Source organism: Paenibacillus algicola, from assembly GCF_005577435.1.
GTDB lineage: Bacteria > Bacillota > Bacilli > Paenibacillales > Paenibacillaceae > Paenibacillus_AQ > Paenibacillus_AQ algicola.
In genome coordinates, this window is sequence record NZ_CP040396.1 from 3580778 (window position 1) to 3605626 (window position 24849).

Genomic DNA, 24849 nt, shown 5'->3' on the forward strand with positions numbered 1-24849 from the left:
CGGCAGCCCACCCACGTGAGCTGCCGCTTTGATCTGTTTATAAACGCACCCGTTAGCACCCGTTATGTCCGTCTGCGCCGGATCGCTGACAGCACCAATCTCCGAAACAGGCGGTGCGGAAGCAGACGTTTGGCCGCAAGCGTCCAGCGGCTGGAGGACGGCAGCATATATCTCAGCTTGGGAGACTTCTGATCAACAATATTTCCTACCTGTACCGCGACCTCAAGAGGATCGCCGCTTGCGCCTGCGGTCTGGCTGGAGAAGGCCAGCACGTCCTCCAGCATCTCCCGGTACGGCGACTCTGCGGCGGGCTGGATTCCGCGGAAGCCCTTGTCCCAGATCGGCGTACCGTAGGCGCCCGGCTCCACCAGAACCACATGAATGCCAAACGGCTCAAGCTCCATCGCGAGACTCTCTCCCAGCCCTTCTACCGCAAACTTTGAGGCAGCGTACGGACCGTATCCTGGAAAGCCGATCACCCCGCTGATGCTGCTCATCAGAATGAGCTTGGCTCCCTCACTTTTCCGCAGCAGCGGCAGCGCCGCACGGGTCATGGAGATCGTTCCGAACACATTAACCTCAAATTGTCTCCGCCAGCTCTCTAGTGACAGCTCCTCCACAAACCCGCCCACCGCCTCTCCGGCATTGTTCACGAGCACGTCGAGCCGTCCCCAGCGGTCACTCGCCTCTTCCACTGCAGCATGGACCTGCTCCTCCAAACAAATATCGAGCAGCACGGCATGGATGCGTGTTTCGACACCGGCTGCCAGCGCCAGATCCATCAGCTCCGCCCGTGCTTCCTCTCTACGGACCCCGGCCATAACCTCATAGCCTCTGGAAGCCAGCTCCAATGCGATCAATTGTCCGAAGCCGCTGGATGCACCGGTAACCAGCGCGCTCTTGCCGCTGCGCGGCTTTACCCCGTCAGCAGGCTTGTTGTTCCTTGCCATATTCTACTCTCCTTTATAACACATCAAAAAAGCACCCTGAACCGTGAAGCGCTTCAAGGTGCTGCTGAGTTTAAGCTGTATTAGAACCACATATCCACTTCGGGATTGGAATCAACGAATTTGGACCGACGCAGGCGATTTCTAAAAACGCTCCAGCCTCCTCGACCGCCGTTCAGGCTGCGCATTCTTCTTCTCTGGCTCATTGCCGGCACCCCCTCTCTGTATGTCTTGTCTTCCCTGATATTACCCTGGCAGGATTGCGGTGAACCAGATCCAAGCATGCGGTCAATTTCTGGATCCTGCAGTCCCTAGCGTACCTCTGACGGGCTTTTGCCGGTGTATTGCTTGAACTGCCTGCTGAAAAAGAAAATATCGCGGTACCCCAGGGCATCTGCCACCTCCGTCACGTTCATGCCCTGGTGCAGCAGCAGATGCTGTGCCCGTTCGATCCGCATCTTGATAATATACGACTGGACCGGAACGCCGACCAGCTCTTTGAACTTGATGGAGAAATAACGCGGCGACAGCCCGGCGCGGGCAGCCAGGTCCTCCACCTTGTGAGAAATGCCGGGATGAAGACGGACATAATTGGCAATCTCCTGAATGGCCTCACTCAAGTGATGACTGGCCTTTTTGACGTGTGGGGCCGAGCGGTCTTCCCGCAGCAGGAAGATCATCAGCTGTTTGAGCAGGAGCTTCCCCTCCTCCTCTGCCCCGAACGGCTGGTCGAGGTACAAGCGCACATAGCGGGCGAGCAAATACTCGAAATCAATCGTGTCCTTCAGCTGGCGGTACCGTGCAGGAATATCCTCAACCGGTTCGGTGACGTCAAAATGTATATAAGTCAAGACCAGCGGCTTCTGCGGGTTATGTGTTGCACTAGTATAATCGCCGGGATAAAAAAGAAAGCAGCTTCCTTTGGACACCTCGTAAGGCTCATCATTCACAATTACGGTGCCCTCACCGCTCCAAACATAGAATAGGTCATAATTTTGCATCGGTTTCTCACGCTTTTGCCATTTCCATCCGGGCTCGCAGACAATTTTGGCCAAAGCGGGCTTGATTACAAAAGAAGACGGCGATGCGTCCAGCATCACGTCATTCCCCCTGTCTTTCATTAATCGCACTACTACCCATCATACTCTTTTTTCATCCGTTTTGCATATCCCTGGAGCTGACATTCCGTGATAGCTTATTACCTGGGGCAGATGACTTGTAATGGCGCTCATTTTTCGTGACGCTCACGCGGTGAAGTGATATAATGTTAGGCAATGATTGTAAACAGAAGGTAAATCCATTTTAACCCTAAGCATTCGGAAGGATGATATGAACTCATGAATTCATTGGCTGCACAATTGAATGAAAGCATTTCCGCGGGCAACCGCCATGTGTATGACATGCTGTCCAATCTAGGCCGAGAGATTTACTTCCCGAAGGAAGGCATTCTAAGCCAATCTGCGGAAGCCGCCAGCCAAGCCAAGCGATATAACGCAACGATCGGCATCGCCACAGAGGGTGGCGGACCGATGCACCTGGGCGTGATCCAGGATAAGCTGTCTGCCTATGCGCCGAAGGATCTCTATCCATATGCCCCGCCAGCCGGCAAGCCGGAGCTGCGCAGTGCCTGGCGCACGAAGATGCTGAAGGAGAATCCAAGCCTTGAAGGCAAGAGCATCAGCACTCCGATTATTACCAATGCGCTGACGCACGGCCTCTCCATCGTAGCAGATCTGTTCGTGGATGCAGGTGACGCTGTCATCTACCCGGATAAGAACTGGGAGAACTACGAGCTGACCTTCGGCATCCGCCGGCATGGCGAAGCTGTAAATTATCCTTTGTTTACAGAGGACATGAAGTTCAATGCCGCCGGGCTGCGCGAAGCACTCCTGAATCAGAAGGACAAAGGCAAGGCCGTCGTCATTCTGAATTTCCCGAATAACCCGACCGGCTATACTCCAGGAGCAGCCGAAGGCGAAGAAATCGTATCCGCCATCAAGGATGCAGCCGAAGCCGGCATTAATGTCGTCGCTGTCACAGACGATGCGTACTTCGGGCTTTTCTTCGAGGATTCCCTCCAGGAATCCTTGTTCGGGAAGCTGGCGGATCTCCATCCCCGCGTACTGGCTGTGAAGATTGACGGAGCTACGAAAGAAGAATTTGTCTGGGGCTTCCGCGTCGGCTTCATCACGTATGCCTCTCAGGATGCTGGTGTGCTGACTGCACTGGAGCAGAAGACGCTCGGCATCATCCGCGCCACAATTTCCAGCGGCTCGCACCCGTCCCAGACGTTTGTTCTAGAGGCGCTGAACTCCCCGGAGTTCGAGGCACAGAAGCAGGAGAAATTCGTTATTATGAAGGGCCGGGCGAACAAGGTGAAATTCCTGCTCGACAGCGGTAAATACGATGGCGCCTGGGATTACTATCCGTTTAACTCCGGATATTTCATGTGTCTGAAGCTGAAAGGCATCTCCGCCGAAAGCCTGCGCGTTCATCTGCTTCAGGCGTACGGCTTGGGCACGATCGCACTGGGTGAATATGATCTGCGGATCGCCTTCTCCTGCATTGAGGAGCAGCATCTGGAGGATCTGTTCGATCTCGTATATCAAGGCATTCAGGATTTGCAGTCCTCCTAATGCGACAGCAGGGCTGCTCCGAAGAATCTTCCGAGAAGATTCCGGAGCAGCCCTGTTTTTATTTCATGTACCCTCCACGCTCGCCCATACCTGTTCACCACGAGCATCATACAATACCATGTATCAAGCAACCACAACCAATTACGAACCGAAAGGGGAATGAAACATGAGTGCAGTTGCAGGTGCAGCAAGATGCGGAGGATACGGATACGGTGGATACGGTAACGTTGGAGCGATTCTGGTACTCTTTATCCTGCTCGTAATCATCACTCGCGCTTTCTGGGTATAATCCCGGTGACGCTTCCGTGGGGCTGTCGCAAGAGTAGACTCAAGGGATGGCCTCATCTTTAAGAAAAGAGCATGCAGCAGGCAAAATAACCAGCCAAAGGTATTATACCTGGCTGGTTATTTCTCTTTGTTGGCTTAAGGATGCAGCGATTTCGGACCAGCGGACGCGTTCGCCTTTGACGCCGAATTCTGACATCGCTTGAGCTACAGGTCGTCCTCCTCCAGCTCCTTTTTGGCCTTGCGCATGGCAGCGGCGCGGAAGCCCCACACCAGCACGAGGCCTGCTGCTCCCGTTCCCAGCACACGGACCGGCTGGGAGAGGAGCTGAGGCAGAAGGGGCAGCCACAAAAGCACCGCCCATAGCAGCTGCAGTTGAACCAGCAGCTTCACTTCATTGCGGGAGCGGGAGCCCTCCGGAAGCGGATAAACCATCAGCCAGAACGATTCCCGGTGCACATTCCGCAGCGACGACAGCTGAAGTCCCGCAATCATCAGGGCCACCAGGTACACTGCGGCTGAAGCAAGCTGTCCCCCGGTAATGATCATAAGAACAAGGCCCAGAGCTAAAACGCGCAGCAGAATCCCGAAGGACTCACTGCGGGACAGGCTTTTGATCAGCAGGAAACGGTATGCCGTCTCCTTGCTCCAGGGGATGCCGCTGCCCCATCGGGACAGCCATTTACGGGCATACACCCGCTGCTCCCCCTGAGGCACATTTACGAACCAGCTCAAGATAAGCATAACCTTTGCGGCATGCCGCTTCTCCAGCTGAATGAATCGTTCCCAGGGAACGGGGTGACGTACCGGAATCAGGCTGGCGGCGAGGTAAGCTGCAGCCAGCAGCGTGACAAAGATCAGACTGCTGACCGGGGAATACCACAGCCAGGATGCCAGCGCCAGCCCAATGACAGACCATCTCAAGAGGCGAAATCCGGCAGCCGCTGGCTTGTACACCATATGCTGCTCTCTCCAGCTTCCCCAGCCTGACAGCACCTTCAATCCGCTCAACAACAGCACCGTAAAAGTCAGACCCTGCGGATCCGTGTCACTGCGGATGTACAGCGGCCATAGAATAGTCACCGCCAGCAGCAGCAGGATCAGCTTGTACACGATGCCACGAATAACAGCACTGCTGAAATAGGAGGCCATTCTGGATTCCTGAGGCAGCAAGAAGACAACATCCGCAGGCTTTAGATATGTACGGGCGCTGCTGAATATCGTCAGCGGCAGCAGGATGCCAAGCATGATCCAGCGGATCGGCAATCCCTCTGGCACATTGATAAGGATTGACGTATACCATGCGGAGAACGCAATCAATAGAAACAGGAACACTACGGCGACACCGCTCTGCAGGACATAGCCCAGATACGGCAGCACCTGGCTCCAGAATTGTCCGCGCCGGCTAGATAACAGCTCCTTCAGGTTCATCGGCGGCTCCCGTCTTGAATCAACGCATAAAATAACTGCTCCAGCGGCAATCCCGGCTTTCCGGCCTGCTCCGCAATGTCCTCCAAGCTGCCTTGGGCAATAATCCGGCCATGATGCAGTACGACAAAGCGTTCACAATAATTCTCGATCGTCGATAAAATATGGGAGCTCAGCAAAATGGATGCGCCGGTCTGCTTGATCTCCACCATGAAGTCCAGCAGTGAACGAATCCCCAGCGGGTCGAGGCCCAGAAACGGCTCATCGATAATGTACAGCGACGGCCGGGCCACGAAGGCGCACATAATCATGACCTTCTGGCGCATCCCCTTGGAGAGATGCGAGGACAGGCTGTCCATCTTCTCCTCCATCCGGAACATGCCGGACAAGGCTGCTGAGCGGGCCTCATAATCCGCTTTACTCACCCCGTAAGAGCGGGCTGTAAATTCCAGATGCTCCCGCACCGTCATCTCCTCATACAAAATCGGTGACTCCGGCACAAAGCCGAGCGCTCCATGATAACCCTCCGCATCCTGGCTGCGGGTTCTGCCCTGCACCCTGATCTCGCCCTTGTGCGGGTTCATGAGTCCAAGAATATGCTTCATCGTCGTGCTCTTGCCCGCTCCGTTGAGGCCAATCAGACCGACCATTTCTCCCGGCCGCACCTGAAAAGACACCTCATGCAGCACGGGACGGTTCAAGCTGTAGCCTCCGCTCAGTCCGCTCACGGACAGGATCTCGGAAACCTCCTTCATTCCCTCACCCCCAACTTCTATTCACCCTTGGATTTATTCTTCAGCCATTTCGGCGCTCCTTTGTTCTTCCGGTCCTTGAGACGCTCGCTTTGCGATCTTGAGGAGACACTCTCACTTGCACCGGCAGCAGATGACGGCCGCGCCGGCCGGTTCTCACTGCGCGCTGACGCCGGCTTCCCAGCAGTCTCTGAGGAGGCACCCTGCCGCGGCGAACGTTCGGAGCCGGGGCGTACGCCAGCCGTCTTCGCCTTCCCGCCGCTTCCGCCTGCCGGACGTTTAGCCGGAAAGCTGCTGGAGCGCGGTGTCCGTACCTTGCCGCCATACAGCGCCCGCTCTCCAATGGAGATGCCCAGCTCCTGATTGAATTTCCGCATAATGAACACCTGGCGGTCGGTGACTACCGTCACGGCCATACCGCTTTTTCCCATACGTCCGGTTCTGCCGGCTCGGTGCGTATAGCTCTCCGCGTTCAGAGGAGGATCATAATTGATGACCATCTCTAGCCCTTCAATATCCAGTCCTCTCGCGGCAACATCACTTGCAACCAGCAGCTGGGTGCTTCCTTCGCGGAACGCTTTCAGCACGCGGCTGCGTGTCAGCTTGTCTGCCTCCCCGTACAGGGCGGCGGAGGATAAGCCGACATAGTTCAGCTTGGCTTCCACCTCCGCCAGATCCTCCGTCTGATTCACAAATACGATCACGCGCTTCGGGTTATAATGCCGTACAATCCGGCGCACCATATCCACCCGGTCCCGCTCTTCCGCGACAAAATACACATGCTCCAGTGTAGACGGAGTCCGTGCACCAGGATCAATGCCGATCTCGACGGGCCTGTCCATCTCCTGCTTGACCAGCTGCGCTGTTTCCGCACTAACGGTGGCGGAGAGAAATACGAGCTGCCGCTGACGCAGCGTGCTCTTCAGAATCCGGTCCACATCTCCGGCGCCTCCCAGCTTGAATACCTGATCCACCTCATCCACAACCACGGTGCTGACTTCATGCATCTTCAGCTTCTTGATTTCGATCAGCTCCCGCACCCGTCCCGGTGTTCCCACAACCAGCTGGGGATGCTGCTTCAGCTTCTCCTGCTGACGCTTGATAGCAGCGCCGCCGATCAAGGAGAGCACCCGAATTCCTCTTGCTTCTCCGTACCGCTCCGCTTCCCGCACAATCTGCATCGCCAGCTCCTGGGTCGGCGCGAGGATCAGCTTCTGCAGATGCTTGCTGTCCGTGTCAATGCCCTGCAGTGCCGGCAACAGATAGGCCAGTGTCTTACCGGTCCCGGTCTGCGAGGTGGCCAGCACATCCTTGCCTTCCAAAATAGGCGGAATGGCTTCTGCCTGAACCGGAGAAGGCTCTGTAATTCCGTGCTCTGCCAGCCGCTCTGTAAATTCCCCGGCGATGCCGAGGCTTTGAAATCCATTAGAGGTCATGATGTTACTCCATCCTTTATCTCGAGAGTCCCGAGTTTCGTTTCATTCATTATATGCTAAAAAAGGCGCCCTCACCAAGTCAAAGACAAATTCCCTCGCCTTTAAGGTCTTCGGCCTCCGCCGCGCAAAAAAAGACGCCCCGCTTCCGGGGGCATTTAGCTTCCCTCGGGAGCGGGGCGGGTCGTTGCAGCATTACTTCATATCCAGCCAGCGATAAAGCACCTTGTCCATCAGTCTTGGAAACAGCTGATAGATTCTCATTCCCGCCGCCGCAGATCGCGGCAGATTGAGCTCTTCCTTCCGCTTCTTGATCAAGTGCACAATCCGGTCAGCAACGTAGTCCGGCTTCATGACAAACCAGCTAATATTTTTGACATATTGTCCTGAAGGATCTGCCTGGTCAAAAAACGGCGTGTCAATGGGACCGGGATTTACGGAGGAGACCGTAATCCCCGTTCCTCTCAGCTCTTGGCGGAGCGAATTGGTCAAGCCCAGAACCGCATGCTTGCTGGCCGCATAGCCGGATGATTTGGCAATCCCCATCTTCCCTGCAATTGAAGCGATATTGACGATCTGTCCGAAGCCCTGCTTCAGCATAACTGGCAGCACCGCTTGTGTCGTCCGGACAATGCCCATGTAATTGACATCCATCATATCCTGAAACCGCTCTGGCGGAGCATCCAAAAAATTCTCAAATACGCCGTAGCCCGCATTGTTGACGAGCACATCAATAACACCGTGCCGCGCCTCAATGTCGTGAACGACCGCCTTTACCTCTTCGGCATTGCCAATGTCCATCTGAATCGTTTCGTATTTGCCAGGCATTCCGCTGACCGCTTCTTTCAAGCGGGCTTCGGATCTGCCGGTCAAAATGACATAGGCCCCCTGCTGGGACAGCTTCTTGGCGGTCAAGGCCCCGATTCCGCTGGACGCTCCGGTGATGACTACAACTTTATTTTCAAGCATGATCAATTATCCTCCCTGCAGCCTCGCCGGGCAGGCTGGATCTTCGCCTTCGGTGTGATGGGCTGTGATCCTTCTATTTTATGAAATCATGACCTGAATATCCAGTTCCCCGATGCCGTCCATCTTCAGCGGGATACTGAGCGCTTTTCGTGAAGAAAATTCCGCAAAGCCTTCCGAGTGGTACACCTGCGGAGGCGTAATGTCCACATTGACCCCCTGATTGGATAAAATGGTGCTGGCATTCCCGCTGATCATATTGCTCAGCTCTGAAATCGCGCTCTTGCCCATTTCATCCATCTCCGTAATCACAAAGCCTCCCATCATGATCGACACCATGCGAAGTGCCACCTGCTCGTGGAGGCCAAAGACGATATCGCCCTTCATTTGGCCTGTCATGCCGATCAAGATCCAGATATGGTCCTGCTGAGATGAGATTTCTTTCACACCAAGAGTACCGGTTGAAGGCGAAATCTGGATGACTTGCTCAATGACATTCCTTGCTGATTCTAAAAATGGGTTGATGACTTCCGCTTTCATTCCCGAATGCCCCCTCGTCTGGGTTGTTGGTCAGGGTCCTAAAGTCCCACGTAATAGTGTAATGCCATTATAATAGATACCCTGTAATAATTCATCATAAATTAAGTCTGGAAGCGTTGTGCCAAGATCACGGGCCCGAGTCAACGGAATAAAACCCTCTCTAAAGAGGGTCTTTTGTAGTAGTTCAAAAAGAACAGTCTCTTACTATTTATCGGTTTTTTTCGTCTGCATTTAATAAACCAGCTGAAATTTTTTTACGGCAGACGCCGTCATTTTCCAATCTTTCATGCTGCATACGTTTGCCCCCTATTTCAGAATCCCCTATAATTCAAGAAGACCCTGATTCGTGTACCGGTGATCAATTTATCTAGACTAGGAGGAAGGCCATGAATATCAGCCAGCTGGAAACGCTGATTACGATTTCCAAAACCATGAGCTTCCGTAAAGCCGGAGAGCTGCTAAACCTGACTCAGCCTGCCGTTTCGGCTCAAATCAAAAGTCTGGAAGAAGAATTCAAAACCGTGCTGGTAGACCGCAGCCAGCCTGTCACGTTAACTGACCGTGGACAAGTATTTGTAGAGCACGCTGATCAGATTCTACGCATTGTGGATGAGATGAAGCAGCGGCTTTCCGATTTGGATCAGACCCCGCAGGGGCATATCCGGCTCGGCACTACGACCTCCATTGCGATTCAGATCCTGCCGCGCGTGCTGTCGTATTTTCAGGATCAGTTTCCTCATATCAAGACGACGATTCAATCCATGGCATCCTCACAAATTTATCACGGTGTCGAGAACAACCTGATTGATGTCGGTATTGGCTATCTCATTGAGCGTAATCCCAATGTAAGCTCCTCCATCCTGTTCTATGATTCTTTCGAGCTGGTCGTCTCTCCTGACCATCCGCTAGCCAAACAAAGTAAAGCCGGCATTGAAGTGCTGGGCCAAACTCCCTTGATTTTGCTGACTCAGGACACTGTAGGCCGGCGCTTTGCAGATGAAGTCATGAGAAAGCATGCTATCGAGCCCCAGGTCATTATGGAGCTGTCCAGCAGTGAAGAAATCAAGCGGATGGTTGAAATCAACATGGGAGCGGGCATATTATCCAAGCAGTCTGTCTCCAAAGAGCTGCGCAACGGCTCTCTGCGCATTATTCCTTTAATTGAATTGGAGGTCAGTCACCCTGTCGGCGTCATCTATAAGAGCGGCCGGTATGTGAGCTCCGCGATGCGCCAGTTTCTGAGCGACTTGAAGGGCATGCCGGAAACACAGTTTATCAGCACGGAATAAAGTGCCGCCGGAGCACACCAGGACATCATATTCCAAGGAGGATTCCCATCATGAAGTTTGACTTGCATACCCATCATTTTCGTTGCGGACATGCGGACGGTAACATTCGGGATTATATAGAGGCCGGAATCGCCGCTGGACTTCAGGTCATTGGCATCTCGGATCACACGCCTTTCTTCGGACATGAAGAGGAGCAGCCATTCCCCGGCATTGCGATGGCGAAGAGCGAGCTCGCCCATTATGTAGAAGAAGTACTTCAGCTCAAAAAAGAATATGACGGGCGTATTGATGTCCTGCTCGGCATTGAATCCGACTTTTTTCCCGAACACGGCGCTCTATATACGGAAACGCTCTCCCGATATCCCTTTGATTACATTATCGGCTCGGTCCATCAGACCCTGGGCGTCAGCATTTTCAACAAGAACCGCTGGAAAGGGCTGTCCCCTCAAGAGAAAGTGATGCATAAGGAAGAATATTATGCCTTGATCCGCCAATCCGCCCGGCACGGTCTGTTTCAAATTCTCGGCCATATTGACGCCATGAAGGGCAATTACCCCTCGTTCTCCGATATTATGACGGAAGAGGCGCTGGAGGAGACGCTGAAGGTCATCGCCGAGTGCGGCGTTGCCATCGAGATCAACACCTCCGGGAAGACCAAGCTCAGCGGCGGCTGGTATCCCTCCCACGCCATTCTGGAGCGTGCCTTCCACTATGGCGTGAATGTTACGTTCGGCTCTGACAGTCATGTCCCTTCCCGGGTCGGTGATGAGCTGATGGAGGTGGCTGCGGTACTTAAAGAGATCGGCTATACAGAGTGGGTGTATTACAAGCAGAAGCAGAAGGTTTCCGTTCCTCTTCCTTGAGGCGGAAATCTTTTTTTATAGTGGGTCATATCGAGGACAAAAAAAGTGGACCCGAAGCAATTCGGGTCCCAAAGCATTTATATATTCTCAAAAGGGGGTCATGTGATAAGCTTACCCGATCGCTGTTAGAGTTTGATAACAGCTATATTTCAATTGTGTGACAATGGTTTGCCTTAGCGGCTGGACAGCGTAAGCACGGTAATTTCCGGCCTGCACAGAAATCGCATCGGGAGTCTCGTCGTCCCCAGCCCGCGGTTAACATAGAGCGGCATTCCACGCTCACCCACGCTGTACAGACCCTGCACGTAGCGAAGTGCGCCAGGGGGCGTCACAACCTCTCCAATGCCTGGCAGGCGAATCTGCCCCCCGTGGCTGTGTCCTGAAAGCTGAAGGTCTACAGGGTAAGTTGAGACGATACCGGCATAATCCGGCTCGTGCATCAGCATAAGTGTGTACATGCCCTCCGGAATGCCCTGTAATGCCTGCTCTGCATCAGGGGTTCCCTCCAGCCAGTCCTCCAGCCCCGCTACCGCGATGACCTCACCGCGCCGCTCCAGCAGCACATGGCTGTTGCGCAGCACCGTAAAGCCGGCAGAGGCCTGCTTCGAGACCAAATCACCGGCATTCTCATAATCATGATTTCCGAGAATCGACAGCACGCCCAGCGGAGCCTGCAGGCGGGACAGCGCCTCCAGCGAGCCGTCAAGGGCCTGAGCACGTCCGTCCACCATATCCCCCGTGAACACGATCAGGTCCGGCTTTTCTTGCAGAATCATCTCTACAACCTTCCCGGTCTTGTCAGACCAAAGAGGAAATCCGAGATGCAGATCGCTGAAATGTATAATCTTCATGCCGTGAAAAGAAGCGGGCAGGCGCTGCTGCTGCAGATTCAGCCGGGTAAGCTCGATATGATTCGGCTCCCAGAATGCCCCGTAGCCTGCCCCAAGCAGCCCTGCGGCCGCTGCAGCCTGAAATCCGCGCTTCAGAAACTGCCTCCGCGTCATTCCCCGTCCGAGAGGCGGAGACAAGGATGGCGAGGAGTCCGGCTCTGTACCGGATCGTGATCCCGATGTATTCATCCTGTAGGTCCCCCCTGTTCCCGGTCTTTTGGAGCCTCATCCGGCGGCTCATCAAACGGTCCCTTCTTCTCCATGGGCAGTTCGTTCTCATCGCCGGGATCAAAGATCTGCCGTAGCGTTCCGAGCATGGATAGGGCGTAGCCCACGGTAATGAAGCTGAAGGTCATTTGCATCGTGACGACGAGCCGCGCCGTATTATCCACCGGTGACACATCCCCGTACCCGACAGTGACAAAAGTGGCTACACTGAAGTACAGAAACGTAATCATCTGGCTCAGTGTGTCTTCACCCAGATTCGTGCCCTCAAAGGATGAGCCCTCAAACAGCTTGTAAATCGACATATACACGATCGTAAAGAACAGCACGCAGGTCAGCGCCGCAAAGCTGATCCGCATCAGCGTCGTCCGCATCAGAATATGCTTATGCACCGACTCGGCAATTTTATTGAAAATATAAATGATATAAAACACGACAGACAGCAGCACAAACAATACAACCAGCACCCGAACACCTGCTTCTCCCGGCACGACCGACATCAAATCAATCCATCCGAACAGATCCTCCAGCGACACGGCGATATAAATCAACAGCGGTGCCAGCAGCACCGGCCTGCTCGACCATTTCTTGTCCACATTATAAAAGATCAGGATCAGAGAAGCCAAGCCGATGATATTTATAATCCACATCCACCAATTCAAAGCCTCTCCGCCTCCCTTTGCTGGTCTCTTCCGTTAAGACCTACCTATCTATTACCCGTTATTCCGTGAGGCTGCTTCAGCTCTCAAAAAAAGACACCTGCGTTAACTGCCGCAGGTGCCTTTAGATTCAGATTATACGCCCAGCCAGCGCTTGAAAAGCTGCTTCGTGGTGTCTTTGTTCATTTCTGCAATGGAGGTCGTCAATGGAATGCCTTTCGGACAAGAGCGGACACAGTTCTGCGAGTTTCCGCAGCCCTCAATGCCTCCGTCCTGCATCAGCGTCTCCAGGCGTTCTTCCTTATTCATCTCACCCGTTGGATGGGCGTTGAACAGGCGCACCTGAGAAATGGCTGCCGGACCGATGAAATCGGTCTTCTCGTTCACGTTCGGGCACGCTTCCAGGCAGACGCCGCAAGTCATGCACTTGGACAGCTCATAAGCCCACTGGCGCTTCTTCTCCGGCATACGCGGTCCCGGACCCAGGTCATAGGTACCGTCAATCGGAATCCACGCCTTGACCTTCTTCAGGGCGTTGAACATCCGGCTACGGTCGATAACCAGGTCACGAACGACCGGGAAGGTCTTCATCGGTTCAATCTTGATCGGCTGCTCCAGCTTATCCACCAGTGCCGCACAGGCCTGACGCGGCTTCCCGTTAATGACCATCGAGCAGGCGCCGCATACTTCCTCCAGACAGTTGGCTTCCCAGCATACCGGAGAGGTATCTTTCCCCTCAGCGTTGCTCGGATTCCGCTGAATTTCCATCAGCGCACTGATTACGTTCATGCCGGGACGATACGGAATCTCGAAATCCTCACTGTAGGATTTCGACTCCGGGCTGTCCTGACGGGTGATACGAAACTTGACGTTTTTCGAGGACGCAGTTGTTTGAGCCATGTCTAATCCCCCTTCTTACTTATCTTTCGAATAATCGCGAATACGCGGTGTAATCAAGGATACATCCACTTCTTCATAAGAGATCTGCGGTCCATCCGCCGTCCACGCGGCTTTGGTCGTCTTCAGGAACTCATCATCATTACGGTCTGGGAACTCCGGCTTGTAGTGGGCACCGCGGCTTTCGTTCCGCATAAGGGCGCCCAGAGTCATTGCCTCAGCCAGCTCCAGCATGTTCCACAGCTGGCGGGTAAACGCTGCCCCTTGGTTGTTCCAGCGGGAAGTGTCCGTCATATTGATGTTCTGGTAGCGCTGCTTCAGTTCTTTGATCTTGTGGATCGTTTGCTCCAGCTTGTCGTTATAGCGAACCACCGTCATGTTGTTGGTCATCCACTCGCCGAGCTCCTTATGAATCACATAAGCATTCTCGGTACCCTGCATGTTCAGCAGACCGTTAAACTTCGTCTCCTGCTCCTTGACTGCCCGCTCGAACACGTTGGAGGAAACATCCTCGGACGATTTCTTCAGGCCCTTCACATATTCAATTGCCTTCGGCCCTGCAACCATTCCGCCGTAGATGGCGGATACCAGAGAGTTCGCTCCCAGGCGGTTCGCGCCGTGGTATTGATACTCACATTCGCCGGCTGCAAACAGACCCGGAATGCTCGTCATCTGGTTGTAATCGACCCACATGCCGCCCATGGAATAATGGACCGCCGGGAAGATTTTCATCGGGATTTTGCGGGGATCATCACCCATGAATTTCTCATAGATTTCGATAATGCCGCCGAGCTTCACATCCAGCTCCTTCGGATCCTTATGGGACAGATCCAGGTAAACCATGTTCTCGCCGTTAATGCCGAGTCCCATGTCTACGCAGACAGAGAAGATTTCGCGGGTTGCGATGTCACGAGGCACCAGGTTGCCGTAAGCCGGATATTTCTCTTCGAGGAAATACCATGGCTTGCCGTCTTTATAGGTCCAGATCCGGCCGCCTTCACCGCGGGCGGATTCCGACATCAGGCGCAGCTTGTCATCGCCCGGAATCGCTGTCGGGTGAATCTGGATGAACTCGCCGTTGGCGTAGTGAACACCCTGCTGGTACACAGCACTTGCCGCTGTACCTGTATTAATAACCGAGTTGGTCGTTTTGCCAAAAATAATACCAGGACCGCCGCTGGCCAGAATAACCGCGTCGGCACGGAATGCGCGCAGCTCCATGGTGCGCAGATCCTGTGCATTGATGCCCCAGCATACGCCGTCGTCATCCAGCACGGCGTTCAGGAATTCCCAGTTCTCGTACTTCGTTACGAGTCCTGCAGTTTCCCACCGGCGAACCTGCTCATCCAGCGCGTACAGCAGCTGCTGACCGGTTGTAGCCCCCGCGTACGCGGTACGGTGATGCTTCGTGCCGCCGAAGCGGCGGAAGTCCAGCAAGCCCTCCGGCGTCCGGTTGAACATAACGCCCATGCGGTCCATGAGGTGAATGATGCCGGGTGCCGCGTCACACATAGCTTTTACCGGCGGCTGGTTCGCGAGAAAGTCTCCACCGTAAACGGTGTCGTCAAAGTGCTCCCAAGGTGAGTCGCCCTCCCCTTTGGTGTTCACGGCTCCGTTAATGCCGCCTTGCGCGCATACAGAGTGGGAACGTTTAACCGGTACCAGCGAGAATAGATGAACGTGTGCTCCGGCTTCTGCTGCCTTGATGGTAGCCATCAAGCCTGCGAGGCCTCCGCCCACAACAATAATGTTAGATGCCATTCTTAGGTCACTCCCCTTAGCTTAGAACTGTTTGGATCATATCAATCATTGCGGCAGCTTCTTCAAACTCCGAGCCGCGGAATGCATTCAGCGCCATAACGAACATTACGCTCATGATAACGAACAAGCCCATGCAGATGTATGAGGATACACGCTGAGCACGCGGTCCGACCGTGATGCCCCAGCTGACCATAAACGCCCACAGGCCGTTTGCAAAGTGGAACGATGCCGACACGATCCCGATCACGTACAGGACGAAGATCAGCGGATTGGTAACCATCTCATGCATGGCAGCTCCCAGCTCTTCATGCGTAATCTTGCCGATGGCCACCTGGAAGCGGGTGTCGTACATATGCCAGATGACAAACACAAACGTGATGACGCCCGTAATCCGCTGCAGCGTAAAGCGAATATTGCGGGAGTAGTTGTATCGGTCGATGTTGTTGTTCGCCTGATAGGCAATGTACAAGCCGTAAACTCCATGGTACAGCAGCGGCAGCCAGATCAGAAACGTTTCTAGGAACAGAACCAGCGGCATGCTGTTCAACAGGTTAACCGCCTTGTCGAATCCCTCTTTCCCTCTTTCATACGCTTGATAGTTCGTCAGCAGGTGCTCGATTAAAAAAGCGCCGAGCGGGATGACCCCTAGCAAGGAATGCAGCTTTCTGGAATAATACCCTTTCATCAGTGGACGTTCCCCTTTCATTGTGTATAGCGTTTTCATGAATCAAATCACTGTGAGGTAGTAACCCATCTTTCATGATACAGCATAATGCGATCTGTTTGTGACATGATTCTACAAAACAGGGCAGACTGCGAACATCATGTGTCACATTTTATGTTACTCCTTTTTTTCTTATAATGGAATTGCAATATAATTATTAAACGTTATAATATACACGCATAACGAGACGTTACCCATTTATAAGGAAGTGAAACCCTTGTTCGATGAACTGGATGTATTTGCTGTTGTGGTAGAACAGAGCAGCCTGAACAAAGCCTCCAAGCTGCTGAATCTGTCCCAGCCCGCCCTCTCCCGCAAGATTGCCAAGCTGGAGGACGAGCTGGGGGTACAGCTGTTTAACCGGCGCGGCAAGCGGCTGGAGCTGACCTCCATCGGACAGCTGGCGTACACTTACGCCCTGGAACAGCGGCAGAACCAGCTTCGCTTCATGCAGACCCTGGCTCACTACCGCGAGGGAGAACAGATCACAATTACCCTGGGAGCCAGCCTCACGACTCTTCAAACAACGCTGCCCCCCTTGGTGAACGCCTTCATGGAGCGCCATCCTTCGGCGGAGATCAAGCTCATTACCGGCAAAACGCATGAAATCGTGTCCTCCGTGCGGGACAAACGGGTCGATGTGGGAATTGTCGCTTCCTCCATCTCCCAGGCGGGCCTTAATTGCATTCCGCTCTTTGACGACCACCTGGAGCTGGTACTGCCTGAGGGCCATCCGCTGGCTGATGCGCCCGAGGTGGGCATCGAGCAGCTGCAGGGGCTGCCGATGATCATCTTCTCGACCGGCACCTGGTACCGCAAGCTGACCGATGATCTGTTTCATCGGTGGGGCATTATGCCGGACATCCGCATGGAGATTGATTCCTTTGAAGCAATTGTCCGGCTCCTGCCCACCTGCAAAGCCGCCGCACTGCTTCCCAAGTCATACCTTCGGCCGCAGCTGCTGGCCGACAACGGACTTGTAGATATCCATATTCCGGTCCTCATCGAGACCCGGCGCACCACCAGCCTTATCTACGGTGAAGCCTCCGAGCTTAGCAGCGCGGCCAGCCGCTGGATTGCAGAGACCGAAGCACTGTTCCGCAAGCTCGCGGAAGAGCGGCGGCAAGCCGGTAACTAGTGCTTCACCGCTTTCCTTGCTGAACGACAATAGGCAGACGGGACAGAGTATTCTGTCCCGCCTGCCTATTTCACATACTGCTTCATGCCCGGCCTGGCCCGCAGGCTTCACCTAGGTGTTAACGACTTCACCTTCAAAGCGGTCAATATTATTCTTAGTTCCGATGACGACCATTATATCTCCCGCCTTGAGGACGTCCATCGCCGTCGGCGCCACAATAATACCCTTATGCTGATTGAGAGCCACGACGCTCACTCCGTATCGCGTCCGGGTGTTCAGCTCGCTGAGCGTTTTGCCATCCATGCATTCGGTTACGGTCATCTCCACCAGCAAATAATCCTTCGACAGCTCCATATAGTCCACCAGATTGGGAGTCACGAGCTGATGCGCGACCCGGATGCCCATATCCCGCTCCGGAAAAATCACGCGATCCACGCCCAGCTTATCCAGAGCCCTTCCGTGCAGCACCGAGATCGCTTTGGCTACGACCGTCTTCACACCAAGCTCCTTGAGCTGAATTGCCGTCAGGATGCTCGTCTGGATATCATCGCCGATGGCCACAATCCCGCAGTCAAAGTTTCGGATGCCTAGCGATTTCAGCACCTCTTCATCCGTAGCATCCGCAACAACGGTATGTGTCAGCAGATCGCTCATATCCTCCACAATCTCTTCGTCCCGGTCCACGCCCAGCACCTCATAGCCAAGGTCCATCAGCTCCAGCGCCAGACTGGCGCCGAAGCGACCAAGGCCGATCACCGCAAACTGTTTTGGTTTCATGTCCTTCTATCCCCTTATCCAATAATCATTTTGCCTTCCGGATACCGGTACAGCTCTTTTCCCTTCTTCGGCCCGAGCGCGAATACGAGTGTCAGCAGGCCGACCCGGCCCGCAAACATGGTCACCGTAATCAGTACCTTGCCGAGCAGGGACAGCTCGGGCGTCAGTCCCATGGACAATCCTACCGTAGAAAATGCCGAGGCCGTTTCAAACAGAATCGCCAAAAAGCTCGCATCCTCCGTTGTAGACAGCACCATAGCCACTGCTACAATAAACAGCAGAGCCAGCAGAGAGACCGTCAGTGCCTTAAAGATCCGCTCCTGCGCCAGCCGGTGACGGAACAGCACGATATCATCACGTCCGCGAATCATCGAAATGACGGCACCGATCATAATCGTAAAGGTCGTCGTCTTGATTCCCCCGCCCGCCGATCCCGGCGATGCTCCAATAAACATAAGAATAATGATAAAAAACTGAGTGGCCTGGCGCAAATCCGGAATATTCAAGGTGTTGGCCCCTGCCGTCCGCGGCGTGACGGACTGGAACAAGGAGCCCCACAGCTTGCCGTCCCAGCCCAGTGCGCCCAGCGTTTTGACATTCGTAAATTCAAATATAAATATAATGACCGTACCGATCACAATCAGCGCTCCCGTCATGGACAGCACCACCTTGGAGTGCAGGGACAGCTTCCGCCGGGTTTTATAATCTACGATTTCTGACATTACAATAAAACCGATTCCGCCGGATATAATAAGAAATAGGCTCGTAAGATTAACAAAAGGATCACTCACATAACCCGTCAGGCTTCTGAAATCTCCGAACAGATCAAAGCCCGCATTGTTAAACAGGCTGATCGCGTGGAAAACGGCAAAATAGGCCGCTTTGCCCAAGGGCATATCGAATGCCCATCTGGCCGTATAAATGATTACAGCCACCCCTTCAATATACAAGGAGTACAGCAGCACTCTTCGGATCAGCCGCACGATCCCTTCCATAGCGGTCTGATTCATGGCCTCCTGCAGGATCAGCCGATCCTTGAGCGAGATTCGGCGCTTGAGAACCAGCGCAATCAAGGTAGCCATCGTCATAAAGCCCAGGCCGCCTACTTGTATCATACACATAATGACGATTTCCCCAAACGTGCTGAAGAACGTTTCTGTATCCACAACGACAAGACCCGTAACGCAGGTTGCAGAGGTGGCCGTAAACAAGGCATCCATAAATCCGAGCCCTTCCCCGCTTTCGCTGGCTATGGGAAGCATCAGCAGAAAAGCCCCCGTCAAAATAATGGCACTAAAGCCCGCAACCAGAAACTGCGGCGGGGACAAGCGGAGCCATTTCAGCTTCCATTTCAACTTCCGTTTCACTTTGCTCACCTCTTAAAAATGGCACATAAAAAAGACACTGGAAATCCAATGCCTTTTTATCGCGTTTGGGTCCCTGTGCACACAGCCTACGAGGTTAGCTGACGGATTCGGGCATATCACAGGCTGCCCTATTCGCTTCTCCTGCAAAAAGCGAAATTCACCCCAATTACATGGTTCCCCCGTTTTCTTATCGAAACTCGGCTGATCTATTCAATTATCGTCATGACGTTCTGACATGATGTGATTATAACGCATGCAGCCAGGGAATATCCAAAACCGTTTTTGACGGAAATCCATGTAAAAAGGTTCAAATTAGCCATATTCCAGAATCACAGCATCCCCTTTTCTGAGGTTTTCGAAATCTTTCCCGTGTTTTCAGTTTTTTTCAAGCTATTTGAAGGTTTCCTTCCTTGGACCATGCGCCCTTATTTGTGCTCCCGGCATCCCAGCCTATATACTTCTAAATAACAAAGCCTTCAACAGAGTCACCAATCTGAAAAATCCATTTCGCAATATAAGGAGGGACATCATGAATCGGTCAGGCTCCCCGCTGGTCCTTAGGCCAGATTTCAAGCCCTTGCTCCTGATGGCTTTGGCCGGCTGTATACTGTTTCTCGCCCTGCAGGTGTACCCTGCACTATATTCCGGGGCGTCAACCCCCCAGCCCATCGACAAATCCGAAGCAGCAGCGGCGGCACAGCGCTTTTATACCGAACAGATGACGCTCAGTCCCGGCAGCAGCCAAGAGCCCTTAGTGACATATACTGCGCGCTCTGAGCTTTACGGCTACCTGATGAAGGAGAAGCTGGTGCAGCTCTATGACGAACAATTCAAGGAGAAATATCCTTATGAGCTGTACCGGGTCACTCTCGATCAAGGAAATAGCAACGCCATCCATGTCGATGTCAATATGCATACCGGAGCGATCGCCGGCTTCACCTACGATTCGCAGGACTCCGGCTATGAGGGCGCCATGCTGCAGGAGGGCCGGGCGCAGCGGCAGCTGCTGCTCCTGCTCGAAGGAGAGCTGACGCTTGCGGAGAAGCAGGCTTTAGCTGCCCCTTGGGTACAGCGCGCAGGCTATGATCCCGAGCAGCTGACGATGGTCACAGGCAAACGTGAGCCCGGGCTGATCTACCGGGACCCTGATGCTAAGGCCGGGGATGCGATGCTGCAGCTTGCCTTTACTTTTGAGAATGGACAGCTTCGTTCTTTCGAGCCGGCTTTTGCCGCTCCTGAATCTCATCTGGCTTATGTCGATCAGCAGACCATGGCTGCGGTGCTGCTTACCTTGCTGGGCTACGGGCTGTTCACCCTTCTCCTAGGCATCCTGGCCGTCATTTACAGCGTCAGAACCCGGATGTACATCTCCTGGAAGCGAGGCGTTCTGCTTGCAGTCATCGTGTTTGTAACGCAAATGCTCAATGTGTACAATATGCTGCCGTCCTATGAAGCTCAAGGGATGTCGGAGACCATGATCGGCGGGCGGCTTCTCTTCTATGCCGGCTACTCCCTGGTCTTTTCGGCCCTGGTCTACTTCTCTCTTGCCGGGGGAACAGGGCTGTGGCTCAAAGAGGATGGCTTGAATCCTTTTCCCGAGGTCCGTGAGACCGGTTATGGCCGCTATGTATTGCAGAGCATGAAGCTGGGTTATGTATGGGCGTTTATCTTGATGGGCGTGCAATCAATGATTTTTGTCGTTCTCGGGCTGACACTGAACACATGGTCAACCATTGACGCCAGCCAATCTCCCTACAATATGCTGTATCCGTGGCTGTTCCCTCTGATGGCATGGTTTGCCGGCATCATGGAAGAAACCGTATACCGCCTGTTTGGCATTAAGATGCTGTCCAAGATATTCCGGAGCACGCTGGCCGCAAGTCTGATTTCGTCCCTGATTTGGGCGCTGGGGCATACGCTGTATCCTATTTTCCCAATCATATCAAGGCCGATCGAGCTCATCGTTATCGGTTTACTGTTCAGCTTTATCTTTCTGCGGTATGGATATTTGGCGGTCATGTTCTCCCATATCGTCTTTAACAGCATCCTGATGGGCTTCAGCCTGGCGATGATGAATGGAACAGGGAACCTGCTCACAGGCATCTTCTACATGCTGCTGCCAGCCATCGTGGGGTATCTGATCCATGTCTTCCATCGTCCGAGGATCCTTCCCGGCCCCGCAGCATAAAGCGATTCATACAGCACTGCGATGACACTATAAAAGAGGCTTTCTCTTTGAATCAACCCAAATAAAGACATGGAGGAGCTGGGCTAACCGCCCTGACTCTTCCATGTCTTTATTATTAATCTTGCTTTTGCGAGGAGAATTCATCCTCTCTATTCGTTTCCGCCATCGGTCTGCATCTCGTCATTCAACGCCTTCAGAATCTGCCTCGCCAGCTTGTCGCCAATCGATATCGGGCGGAAATCCTCAATACTGGCTTCCTTGATCTTCTTCACCGAGCCGAAATGCTTCAGCAGCAGCTTGCGCCGCTTCTCGCCAATGCCGGGAATGGCATCCAGCTTCGAGGTGACCATCGACTTGCCCCGCTGCTCGCGGTGAAATGAGATGGCGAACCGGTGCACCTCATCCTGAATGCGCTGCAGGAGATAGAACTCCTGGCTGTCCCGCGGCAGCGAGACTGGCTCCGGCGGGTCACCGACCATCAGCTGAGCTGTCTTATGCTTGGCATCCTTGACCAGACCACAGACCGGGATAAAGAGCCCCAGCTCGTTCTGCAAAATGTCAGACGCTGCCGAGATCTGCCCTCTGCCACCGTCCACAACGATCAGATCCGGCATGGCAAGATTCTCCTTCAGCACTCGTTCATAGCGGCGCCGGATCACCTCGCGCATCGTCTCATAATCATCCGACCCCTGTACGGAGCGTACCTTATATTTACGGTACTCTTTTTTGTCCGGCTTGCCATCAGTGAATACCACCATCGCCGAGACCGGATTTGCTCCCTGAATGTTGGAGTTATCAAACGCTTCGATCCGGTGCAGCTTCTCAATACCGATGACCTCACCGAGATTGGCAGCAGCGATCGTGGTCCGCTCTTCATCCCGCTCAATCAAGCGGAATTTCTCGTTCAGCGCGACCTTGGCGTTGTCCACCGCCATGCCAACCATCTGACGCTTCGTGCCGCGCTGCGGCACATACACCTTGACACCAATCCACTGCTGCAGTGCTAAAGCCGCTCCTGAGGGCTCCACCGCACCGGGACGGGCGATCTGCTGCTGCAGCGGATTGTCCTGCAGCGCGTCCTCCTCACTCTCCGTTGCTTCCGCTTCTAATGCTGCTTCGGCCGCCAGCGGCTCCTTTGGAACCGGAACCATAGATTGCAGCGCCGCCGCACTGACAGACGCTGCAGCCTGCTGCTCCGAAGAGGCTTCAGCTGTGCCAGCCGCCTCCCCGCCTTCGGAAGGCTCTCCTCCAGCCTGCTCCGAGGCCTCCACGGGATAAGGAAGCAGAATCTCTTGCGGCAGCGCCGGATTGTCGCTGTAATACTGGGCTACGAAGGACAGGAAATCACTGTAGGCTTCGCCGTAATACGGGAAAGCCGACGTGTTGCGCTGAACCATTTTGCCCTGGCGCATATAAAAAATCTGCACACACATCCAGCCCTTGTCTGTCCAATAGCCGAACACGTCTCGGTCCCGGGTATCTGCGGTCGTAATTTTCTGCTTCTCCATGATGGCATCAATATGCATAATCTGATCCCGAAGCTCTTTGGCCCGCTCGAAGTACAGCTCCTCCGCAGCCTCCTGCATCTTCCGCTGAAGCTCCTTCTTCACTTCCTCATGCCCTCCGCTCAGAAAGCCGCGAATGTCGTTCGTAATATCCTCATAAGCCTGCTGCGGAATGTCCTTCACGCAGGGCGCCATGCACTGGCCCATATGGTAATAGAGGCATACGTCCTTTGGCATGACGTCACACTTGCGGAGCGGATACATTCGGTCCAGCAGCTTCTTCGTTTCATGGGCCGCATAGGCATTCGGATAAGGGCCGAAATATTTTGCTTTATCTTTAAGCACCTTCCGCGTCACAATGAGGCGGGGGTGCGGTTCGTGAGTTATTTTTAGATAAGGATAGGTCTTGTCGTCCTTAAGCAGAACGTTGTAACGCGGCTGATGCGTCTTGATCAGGTTGCACTCCAGAATCAGAGCCTCCATGTTGCTGCTCGTCACAATGTATTCAAAGTCACGGATTTCCGAAACGAGCCGCTGGGTCTTGCCGTCATGACTGCCGGTGAAATACGAACGGACCCGGTTCTTGAGAACCTTCGCCTTGCCCACATAAATAATGGTGCCTTCCCCGTTCTTCATCAGATAGCAGCCTGACTGGTCAGGCAGCAGTGCGAGCTTGTTGCGAATCTTCTCCATGGCCTTCTCCTGTTCCTGAAGCCTACGCGCAAAGTCCTCCATCCTTCTCCTCCTCTCCAAGGGGGAAATCACACAAAGCGCCTCCGGCAAATCAATACCGAAGGCGCTGTATGAGTGCTTGCAAGTCTCAGCGTTATGCTTATTGGTGCTTCGCGATAATGCCTTTCAGAGCTTCCTTGGAGTTGAGCCCTACTACTTTATCGACAGGCTGGCCGTCTTTAAAGAAGATCAGCGTAGGAATACTCATTACGCCAAAGCGGGATGCGGATTCTGGATTCTCATCCACATTCACCTTCGCAATTTTCACATCATCACCGAGGTCCTGGGACAACTCATCCAGGATTGGAGCCAGCATCTTGCAGGGACCGCACCAAGGCGCCCAAAAATCAACTACAACCGTTCCTTGACCTTCTACTTCGTTCGCAAAAGTCTGGTCGGATACATTGACGATAGCCATGAGTTTCTCCTCCTTACTGTAATATCGTTTCAGTCGGTGCTTAAACTATTATGTCTAAGCCGGCCCCCATAGTATACCACACTCTTCTGCCGATTGCGAAATCAGGAAACGCACCCGGCTGTGCCGATATTCTTTACAAACTTGCTGCCCACCCAGTATACTACTAGTAACAACCGTATGCTGGCGGAGAGACCGCCATCGTCGGCAGTTTAGGAGGCAGCACCATGGACGCTAACGTGCACGTAGTAGATCCTCGGGAGCATGTGAATGAAGAACCCCGCAATGACTTTTTCGACCTGATGCTCGGCTTTGGGGGCATGTTTGCCCTCATGCTCGTTATATTCTTCGCAATGGTCATTGTAAAGTTCATCATCAGCTAAACGCTCAAGAGTCCCAAAGAAGAAGGTATCCCCGGCCTGATCCAGGCCT

23 protein-coding genes and 1 riboswitch are annotated in these 24849 nt (G+C 53.7%); of the genes, 7 read left to right on the forward strand and 16 right to left on the reverse strand.

From position 1 onward, the window contains the following. Nucleotides 1-62: 62 nt before the first annotated feature. Together E6C60_RS16780 and E6C60_RS16785 are read right to left on the reverse strand one after the other, a co-directional pair. Nucleotides 63-950: an SDR family oxidoreductase gene (locus tag E6C60_RS16780; RefSeq protein ID WP_138226888.1), complete on the reverse strand. Its 888-nt coding sequence runs from the start codon at nucleotides 948-950 to the stop codon at nucleotides 63-65. 308 nt (nucleotides 951-1258) lie between these two features. Next, nucleotides 1259-2044 carry a helix-turn-helix domain-containing protein gene (locus tag E6C60_RS16785; protein WP_138226889.1) on the reverse strand — a complete coding sequence of 262 codons (786 nt, stop codon included), beginning with the start codon at nucleotides 2042-2044 and terminating at the stop codon, nucleotides 1259-1261. A gap of 240 nt (nucleotides 2045-2284) precedes the next feature. Here E6C60_RS16785 and E6C60_RS16790 point away from each other — a divergent pair, with 240 nt between their 5' ends. Together E6C60_RS16790 and E6C60_RS21190 are read left to right on the forward strand one after the other, a co-directional pair. Continuing rightward, nucleotides 2285-3583, forward strand: a complete 1299-nt coding sequence (locus E6C60_RS16790) for an aminotransferase class I/II-fold pyridoxal phosphate-dependent enzyme (RefSeq protein WP_138226890.1) — start codon at nucleotides 2285-2287, stop codon at nucleotides 3581-3583. 166 nt (nucleotides 3584-3749) lie between these two features. Further along, the gene (locus tag E6C60_RS21190) at nucleotides 3750-3872 is read left to right on the forward strand and encodes a YjcZ family sporulation protein (RefSeq protein WP_208203272.1); all 123 of its coding nucleotides are present in this window, start codon (nucleotides 3750-3752) and stop codon (nucleotides 3870-3872) included. Between the two features lie 203 nt (nucleotides 3873-4075). On the opposite strand, the gene E6C60_RS16795 is transcribed toward E6C60_RS21190, so the two are convergent. The 5 genes from E6C60_RS16795 to E6C60_RS16815 all read right to left on the reverse strand — a co-directional run bounded on the left by E6C60_RS16795 (nucleotide 4076) and on the right by E6C60_RS16815 (nucleotide 8987). Further along, nucleotides 4076-5299 (reverse strand): ABC transporter permease, encoded by a 1224-nt coding sequence (locus E6C60_RS16795; protein ID WP_138226891.1) that lies wholly within the window; start codon nucleotides 5297-5299, stop codon nucleotides 4076-4078. After that, complete coding sequence (locus tag E6C60_RS16800) at nucleotides 5296-6051, reverse strand: ABC transporter ATP-binding protein (RefSeq protein WP_138226892.1); 756 nt, start codon at nucleotides 6049-6051, stop codon at nucleotides 5296-5298. Before E6C60_RS16800 ends, E6C60_RS16795 begins: the two co-directional genes overlap by 4 nt. A gap of 17 nt (nucleotides 6052-6068) precedes the next feature. Next, nucleotides 6069-7484 carry a DEAD/DEAH box helicase gene (locus E6C60_RS16805; protein ID WP_138226893.1) on the reverse strand — a complete coding sequence of 472 codons (1416 nt, stop codon included), beginning with the start codon at nucleotides 7482-7484 and terminating at the stop codon, nucleotides 6069-6071. Between the two features lie 192 nt (nucleotides 7485-7676). Next, nucleotides 7677-8450 (reverse strand): SDR family NAD(P)-dependent oxidoreductase, encoded by a 774-nt coding sequence (locus E6C60_RS16810; RefSeq protein WP_138226894.1) that lies wholly within the window; start codon nucleotides 8448-8450, stop codon nucleotides 7677-7679. 78 nt (nucleotides 8451-8528) lie between these two features. Then, complete coding sequence (locus tag E6C60_RS16815) at nucleotides 8529-8987, reverse strand: chemotaxis protein CheX (RefSeq protein WP_138226895.1); 459 nt, start codon at nucleotides 8985-8987, stop codon at nucleotides 8529-8531. A 386-nt stretch (nucleotides 8988-9373) separates the two neighbouring features. Here E6C60_RS16815 and E6C60_RS16820 point away from each other — a divergent pair, with 386 nt between their 5' ends. Beyond that, the gene (locus E6C60_RS16820; protein ID WP_138226896.1) at nucleotides 9374-10276 is read left to right on the forward strand and encodes a LysR family transcriptional regulator; all 903 of its coding nucleotides are present in this window, start codon (nucleotides 9374-9376) and stop codon (nucleotides 10274-10276) included. Between the two features lie 50 nt (nucleotides 10277-10326). Beyond that, complete coding sequence (locus E6C60_RS16825; protein WP_138226897.1) at nucleotides 10327-11139, forward strand: histidinol-phosphatase; 813 nt, start codon at nucleotides 10327-10329, stop codon at nucleotides 11137-11139. A gap of 173 nt (nucleotides 11140-11312) precedes the next feature. Here the strand turns inward: E6C60_RS16825 and E6C60_RS16830 are convergent, their stop codons facing one another. The 5 genes from E6C60_RS16830 to E6C60_RS16850 all read right to left on the reverse strand — a co-directional run bounded on the left by E6C60_RS16830 (nucleotide 11313) and on the right by E6C60_RS16850 (nucleotide 16256). After that, nucleotides 11313-12218 carry a metallophosphoesterase gene (locus tag E6C60_RS16830; protein WP_233281047.1) on the reverse strand — a complete coding sequence of 302 codons (906 nt, stop codon included), beginning with the start codon at nucleotides 12216-12218 and terminating at the stop codon, nucleotides 11313-11315. Then, a complete protein-coding gene (locus tag E6C60_RS16835) occupies nucleotides 12215-12916 on the reverse strand; it encodes a potassium channel family protein (RefSeq protein ID WP_138226898.1) in 702 nt (233 codons plus the stop codon). The genes E6C60_RS16830 and E6C60_RS16835 overlap by 4 nt, the downstream gene beginning before the upstream one ends. Nucleotides 12917-13048: 132 nt before the next feature. Next, the gene (gene sdhB / locus E6C60_RS16840) at nucleotides 13049-13813 is read right to left on the reverse strand and encodes a succinate dehydrogenase iron-sulfur subunit (protein ID WP_138226899.1); all 765 of its coding nucleotides are present in this window, start codon (nucleotides 13811-13813) and stop codon (nucleotides 13049-13051) included. A 15-nt stretch (nucleotides 13814-13828) separates the two neighbouring features. After that, on the reverse strand, nucleotides 13829-15571 hold the full coding sequence (gene sdhA / locus E6C60_RS16845) for a succinate dehydrogenase flavoprotein subunit (RefSeq protein WP_138226900.1): 1743 nt from the start codon (nucleotides 15569-15571) through the stop codon (nucleotides 13829-13831). A 16-nt stretch (nucleotides 15572-15587) separates the two neighbouring features. Beyond that, a complete protein-coding gene (locus E6C60_RS16850; protein WP_138227864.1) occupies nucleotides 15588-16256 on the reverse strand; it encodes a succinate dehydrogenase cytochrome b558 subunit in 669 nt (222 codons plus the stop codon). Nucleotides 16257-16512: 256 nt separating this feature from the next. Here E6C60_RS16850 and E6C60_RS16855 point away from each other — a divergent pair, with 256 nt between their 5' ends. Further along, on the forward strand, nucleotides 16513-17433 hold the full coding sequence (locus E6C60_RS16855; RefSeq protein WP_138226901.1) for a LysR family transcriptional regulator: 921 nt from the start codon (nucleotides 16513-16515) through the stop codon (nucleotides 17431-17433). A gap of 111 nt (nucleotides 17434-17544) precedes the next feature. Here the strand turns inward: E6C60_RS16855 and E6C60_RS16860 are convergent, their stop codons facing one another. Together E6C60_RS16860 and E6C60_RS16865 are read right to left on the reverse strand one after the other, a co-directional pair. After that, on the reverse strand, nucleotides 17545-18210 hold the full coding sequence (locus E6C60_RS16860; protein WP_138226902.1) for a potassium channel family protein: 666 nt from the start codon (nucleotides 18208-18210) through the stop codon (nucleotides 17545-17547). A 14-nt stretch (nucleotides 18211-18224) separates the two neighbouring features. After that, entirely contained in the window at nucleotides 18225-19565 is a 1341-nt protein-coding gene (locus E6C60_RS16865; protein WP_233281260.1) for a TrkH family potassium uptake protein, read from the reverse strand. A gap of 80 nt (nucleotides 19566-19645) precedes the next feature. Then, a riboswitch (cyclic di-AMP (ydaO/yuaA leader) is annotated at nucleotides 19646-19790 on the reverse strand. A gap of 316 nt (nucleotides 19791-20106) precedes the next feature. Between E6C60_RS16865 and E6C60_RS16870 the strand changes: the two genes are divergently transcribed. After that, nucleotides 20107-21765, forward strand: a complete 1659-nt coding sequence (locus E6C60_RS16870) for a CPBP family intramembrane glutamic endopeptidase (RefSeq protein WP_138226903.1) — start codon at nucleotides 20107-20109, stop codon at nucleotides 21763-21765. Between the two features lie 149 nt (nucleotides 21766-21914). Here the strand turns inward: E6C60_RS16870 and uvrC are convergent, their stop codons facing one another. Beyond that, on the reverse strand, nucleotides 21915-24005 hold the full coding sequence (uvrC, locus tag E6C60_RS16875) for an excinuclease ABC subunit UvrC (RefSeq protein WP_138226904.1): 2091 nt from the start codon (nucleotides 24003-24005) through the stop codon (nucleotides 21915-21917). Between the two features lie 97 nt (nucleotides 24006-24102). Continuing rightward, nucleotides 24103-24420, reverse strand: coding sequence for a thioredoxin (gene trxA, locus E6C60_RS16880; protein WP_138226905.1), 318 nt, complete (start codon nucleotides 24418-24420; stop codon nucleotides 24103-24105). A 224-nt stretch (nucleotides 24421-24644) separates the two neighbouring features. On the opposite strand from trxA, the gene E6C60_RS16885 reads away from it, so the two are divergent. After that, on the forward strand, nucleotides 24645-24800 hold the full coding sequence (locus E6C60_RS16885) for a YqzM family protein (protein ID WP_138226906.1): 156 nt from the start codon (nucleotides 24645-24647) through the stop codon (nucleotides 24798-24800). Nucleotides 24801-24849 lie beyond the last annotated feature (49 nt).

Coding starts and splice junctions, on each gene's coding strand:
- E6C60_RS16785 (WP_138226889.1), bottom strand. CDS start 2,044: ATGCTGGACGCATCGCCGTCTTCTTTTGTAATCAAGCCCGCTTTGGCC.
- E6C60_RS16810 (WP_138226894.1), bottom strand. CDS start 8,450: ATGCTTGAAAATAAAGTTGTAGTCATCACCGGAGCGTCCAGCGGAATC.
- uvrC (WP_138226904.1), bottom strand. CDS start 24,005: ATGGAGGACTTTGCGCGTAGGCTTCAGGAACAGGAGAAGGCCATGGAG.
- E6C60_RS16825 (WP_138226897.1), top strand. CDS start 10,327: ATGAAGTTTGACTTGCATACCCATCATTTTCGTTGCGGACATGCGGAC.
- E6C60_RS16815 (WP_138226895.1), bottom strand. CDS start 8,987: ATGAAAGCGGAAGTCATCAACCCATTTTTAGAATCAGCAAGGAATGTC.
- E6C60_RS16870 (WP_138226903.1), top strand. CDS start 20,107: ATGAATCGGTCAGGCTCCCCGCTGGTCCTTAGGCCAGATTTCAAGCCC.
- E6C60_RS16805 (WP_138226893.1), bottom strand. CDS start 7,484: ATGACCTCTAATGGATTTCAAAGCCTCGGCATCGCCGGGGAATTTACA.
- E6C60_RS16820 (WP_138226896.1), top strand. CDS start 9,374: ATGAATATCAGCCAGCTGGAAACGCTGATTACGATTTCCAAAACCATG.
- E6C60_RS16850 (WP_138227864.1), bottom strand. CDS start 16,256: ATGAAAGGGTATTATTCCAGAAAGCTGCATTCCTTGCTAGGGGTCATC.
- E6C60_RS16830 (WP_233281047.1), bottom strand. CDS start 12,218: ATGAATACATCGGGATCACGATCCGGTACAGAGCCGGACTCCTCGCCA.
- E6C60_RS21190 (WP_208203272.1), top strand. CDS start 3,750: ATGAGTGCAGTTGCAGGTGCAGCAAGATGCGGAGGATACGGATACGGT.
- sdhB (WP_138226899.1), bottom strand. CDS start 13,813: ATGGCTCAAACAACTGCGTCCTCGAAAAACGTCAAGTTTCGTATCACC.
- E6C60_RS16790 (WP_138226890.1), top strand. CDS start 2,285: ATGAATTCATTGGCTGCACAATTGAATGAAAGCATTTCCGCGGGCAAC.
- E6C60_RS16800 (WP_138226892.1), bottom strand. CDS start 6,051: ATGAAGGAGGTTTCCGAGATCCTGTCCGTGAGCGGACTGAGCGGAGGC.
- trxA (WP_138226905.1), bottom strand. CDS start 24,420: ATGGCTATCGTCAATGTATCCGACCAGACTTTTGCGAACGAAGTAGAA.
- sdhA (WP_138226900.1), bottom strand. CDS start 15,571: ATGGCATCTAACATTATTGTTGTGGGCGGAGGCCTCGCAGGCTTGATG.
- E6C60_RS16780 (WP_138226888.1), bottom strand. CDS start 950: ATGGCAAGGAACAACAAGCCTGCTGACGGGGTAAAGCCGCGCAGCGGC.
- E6C60_RS16795 (WP_138226891.1), bottom strand. CDS start 5,299: ATGAACCTGAAGGAGCTGTTATCTAGCCGGCGCGGACAATTCTGGAGC.
- E6C60_RS16860 (WP_138226902.1), bottom strand. CDS start 18,210: ATGAAACCAAAACAGTTTGCGGTGATCGGCCTTGGTCGCTTCGGCGCC.
- E6C60_RS16885 (WP_138226906.1), top strand. CDS start 24,645: ATGGACGCTAACGTGCACGTAGTAGATCCTCGGGAGCATGTGAATGAA.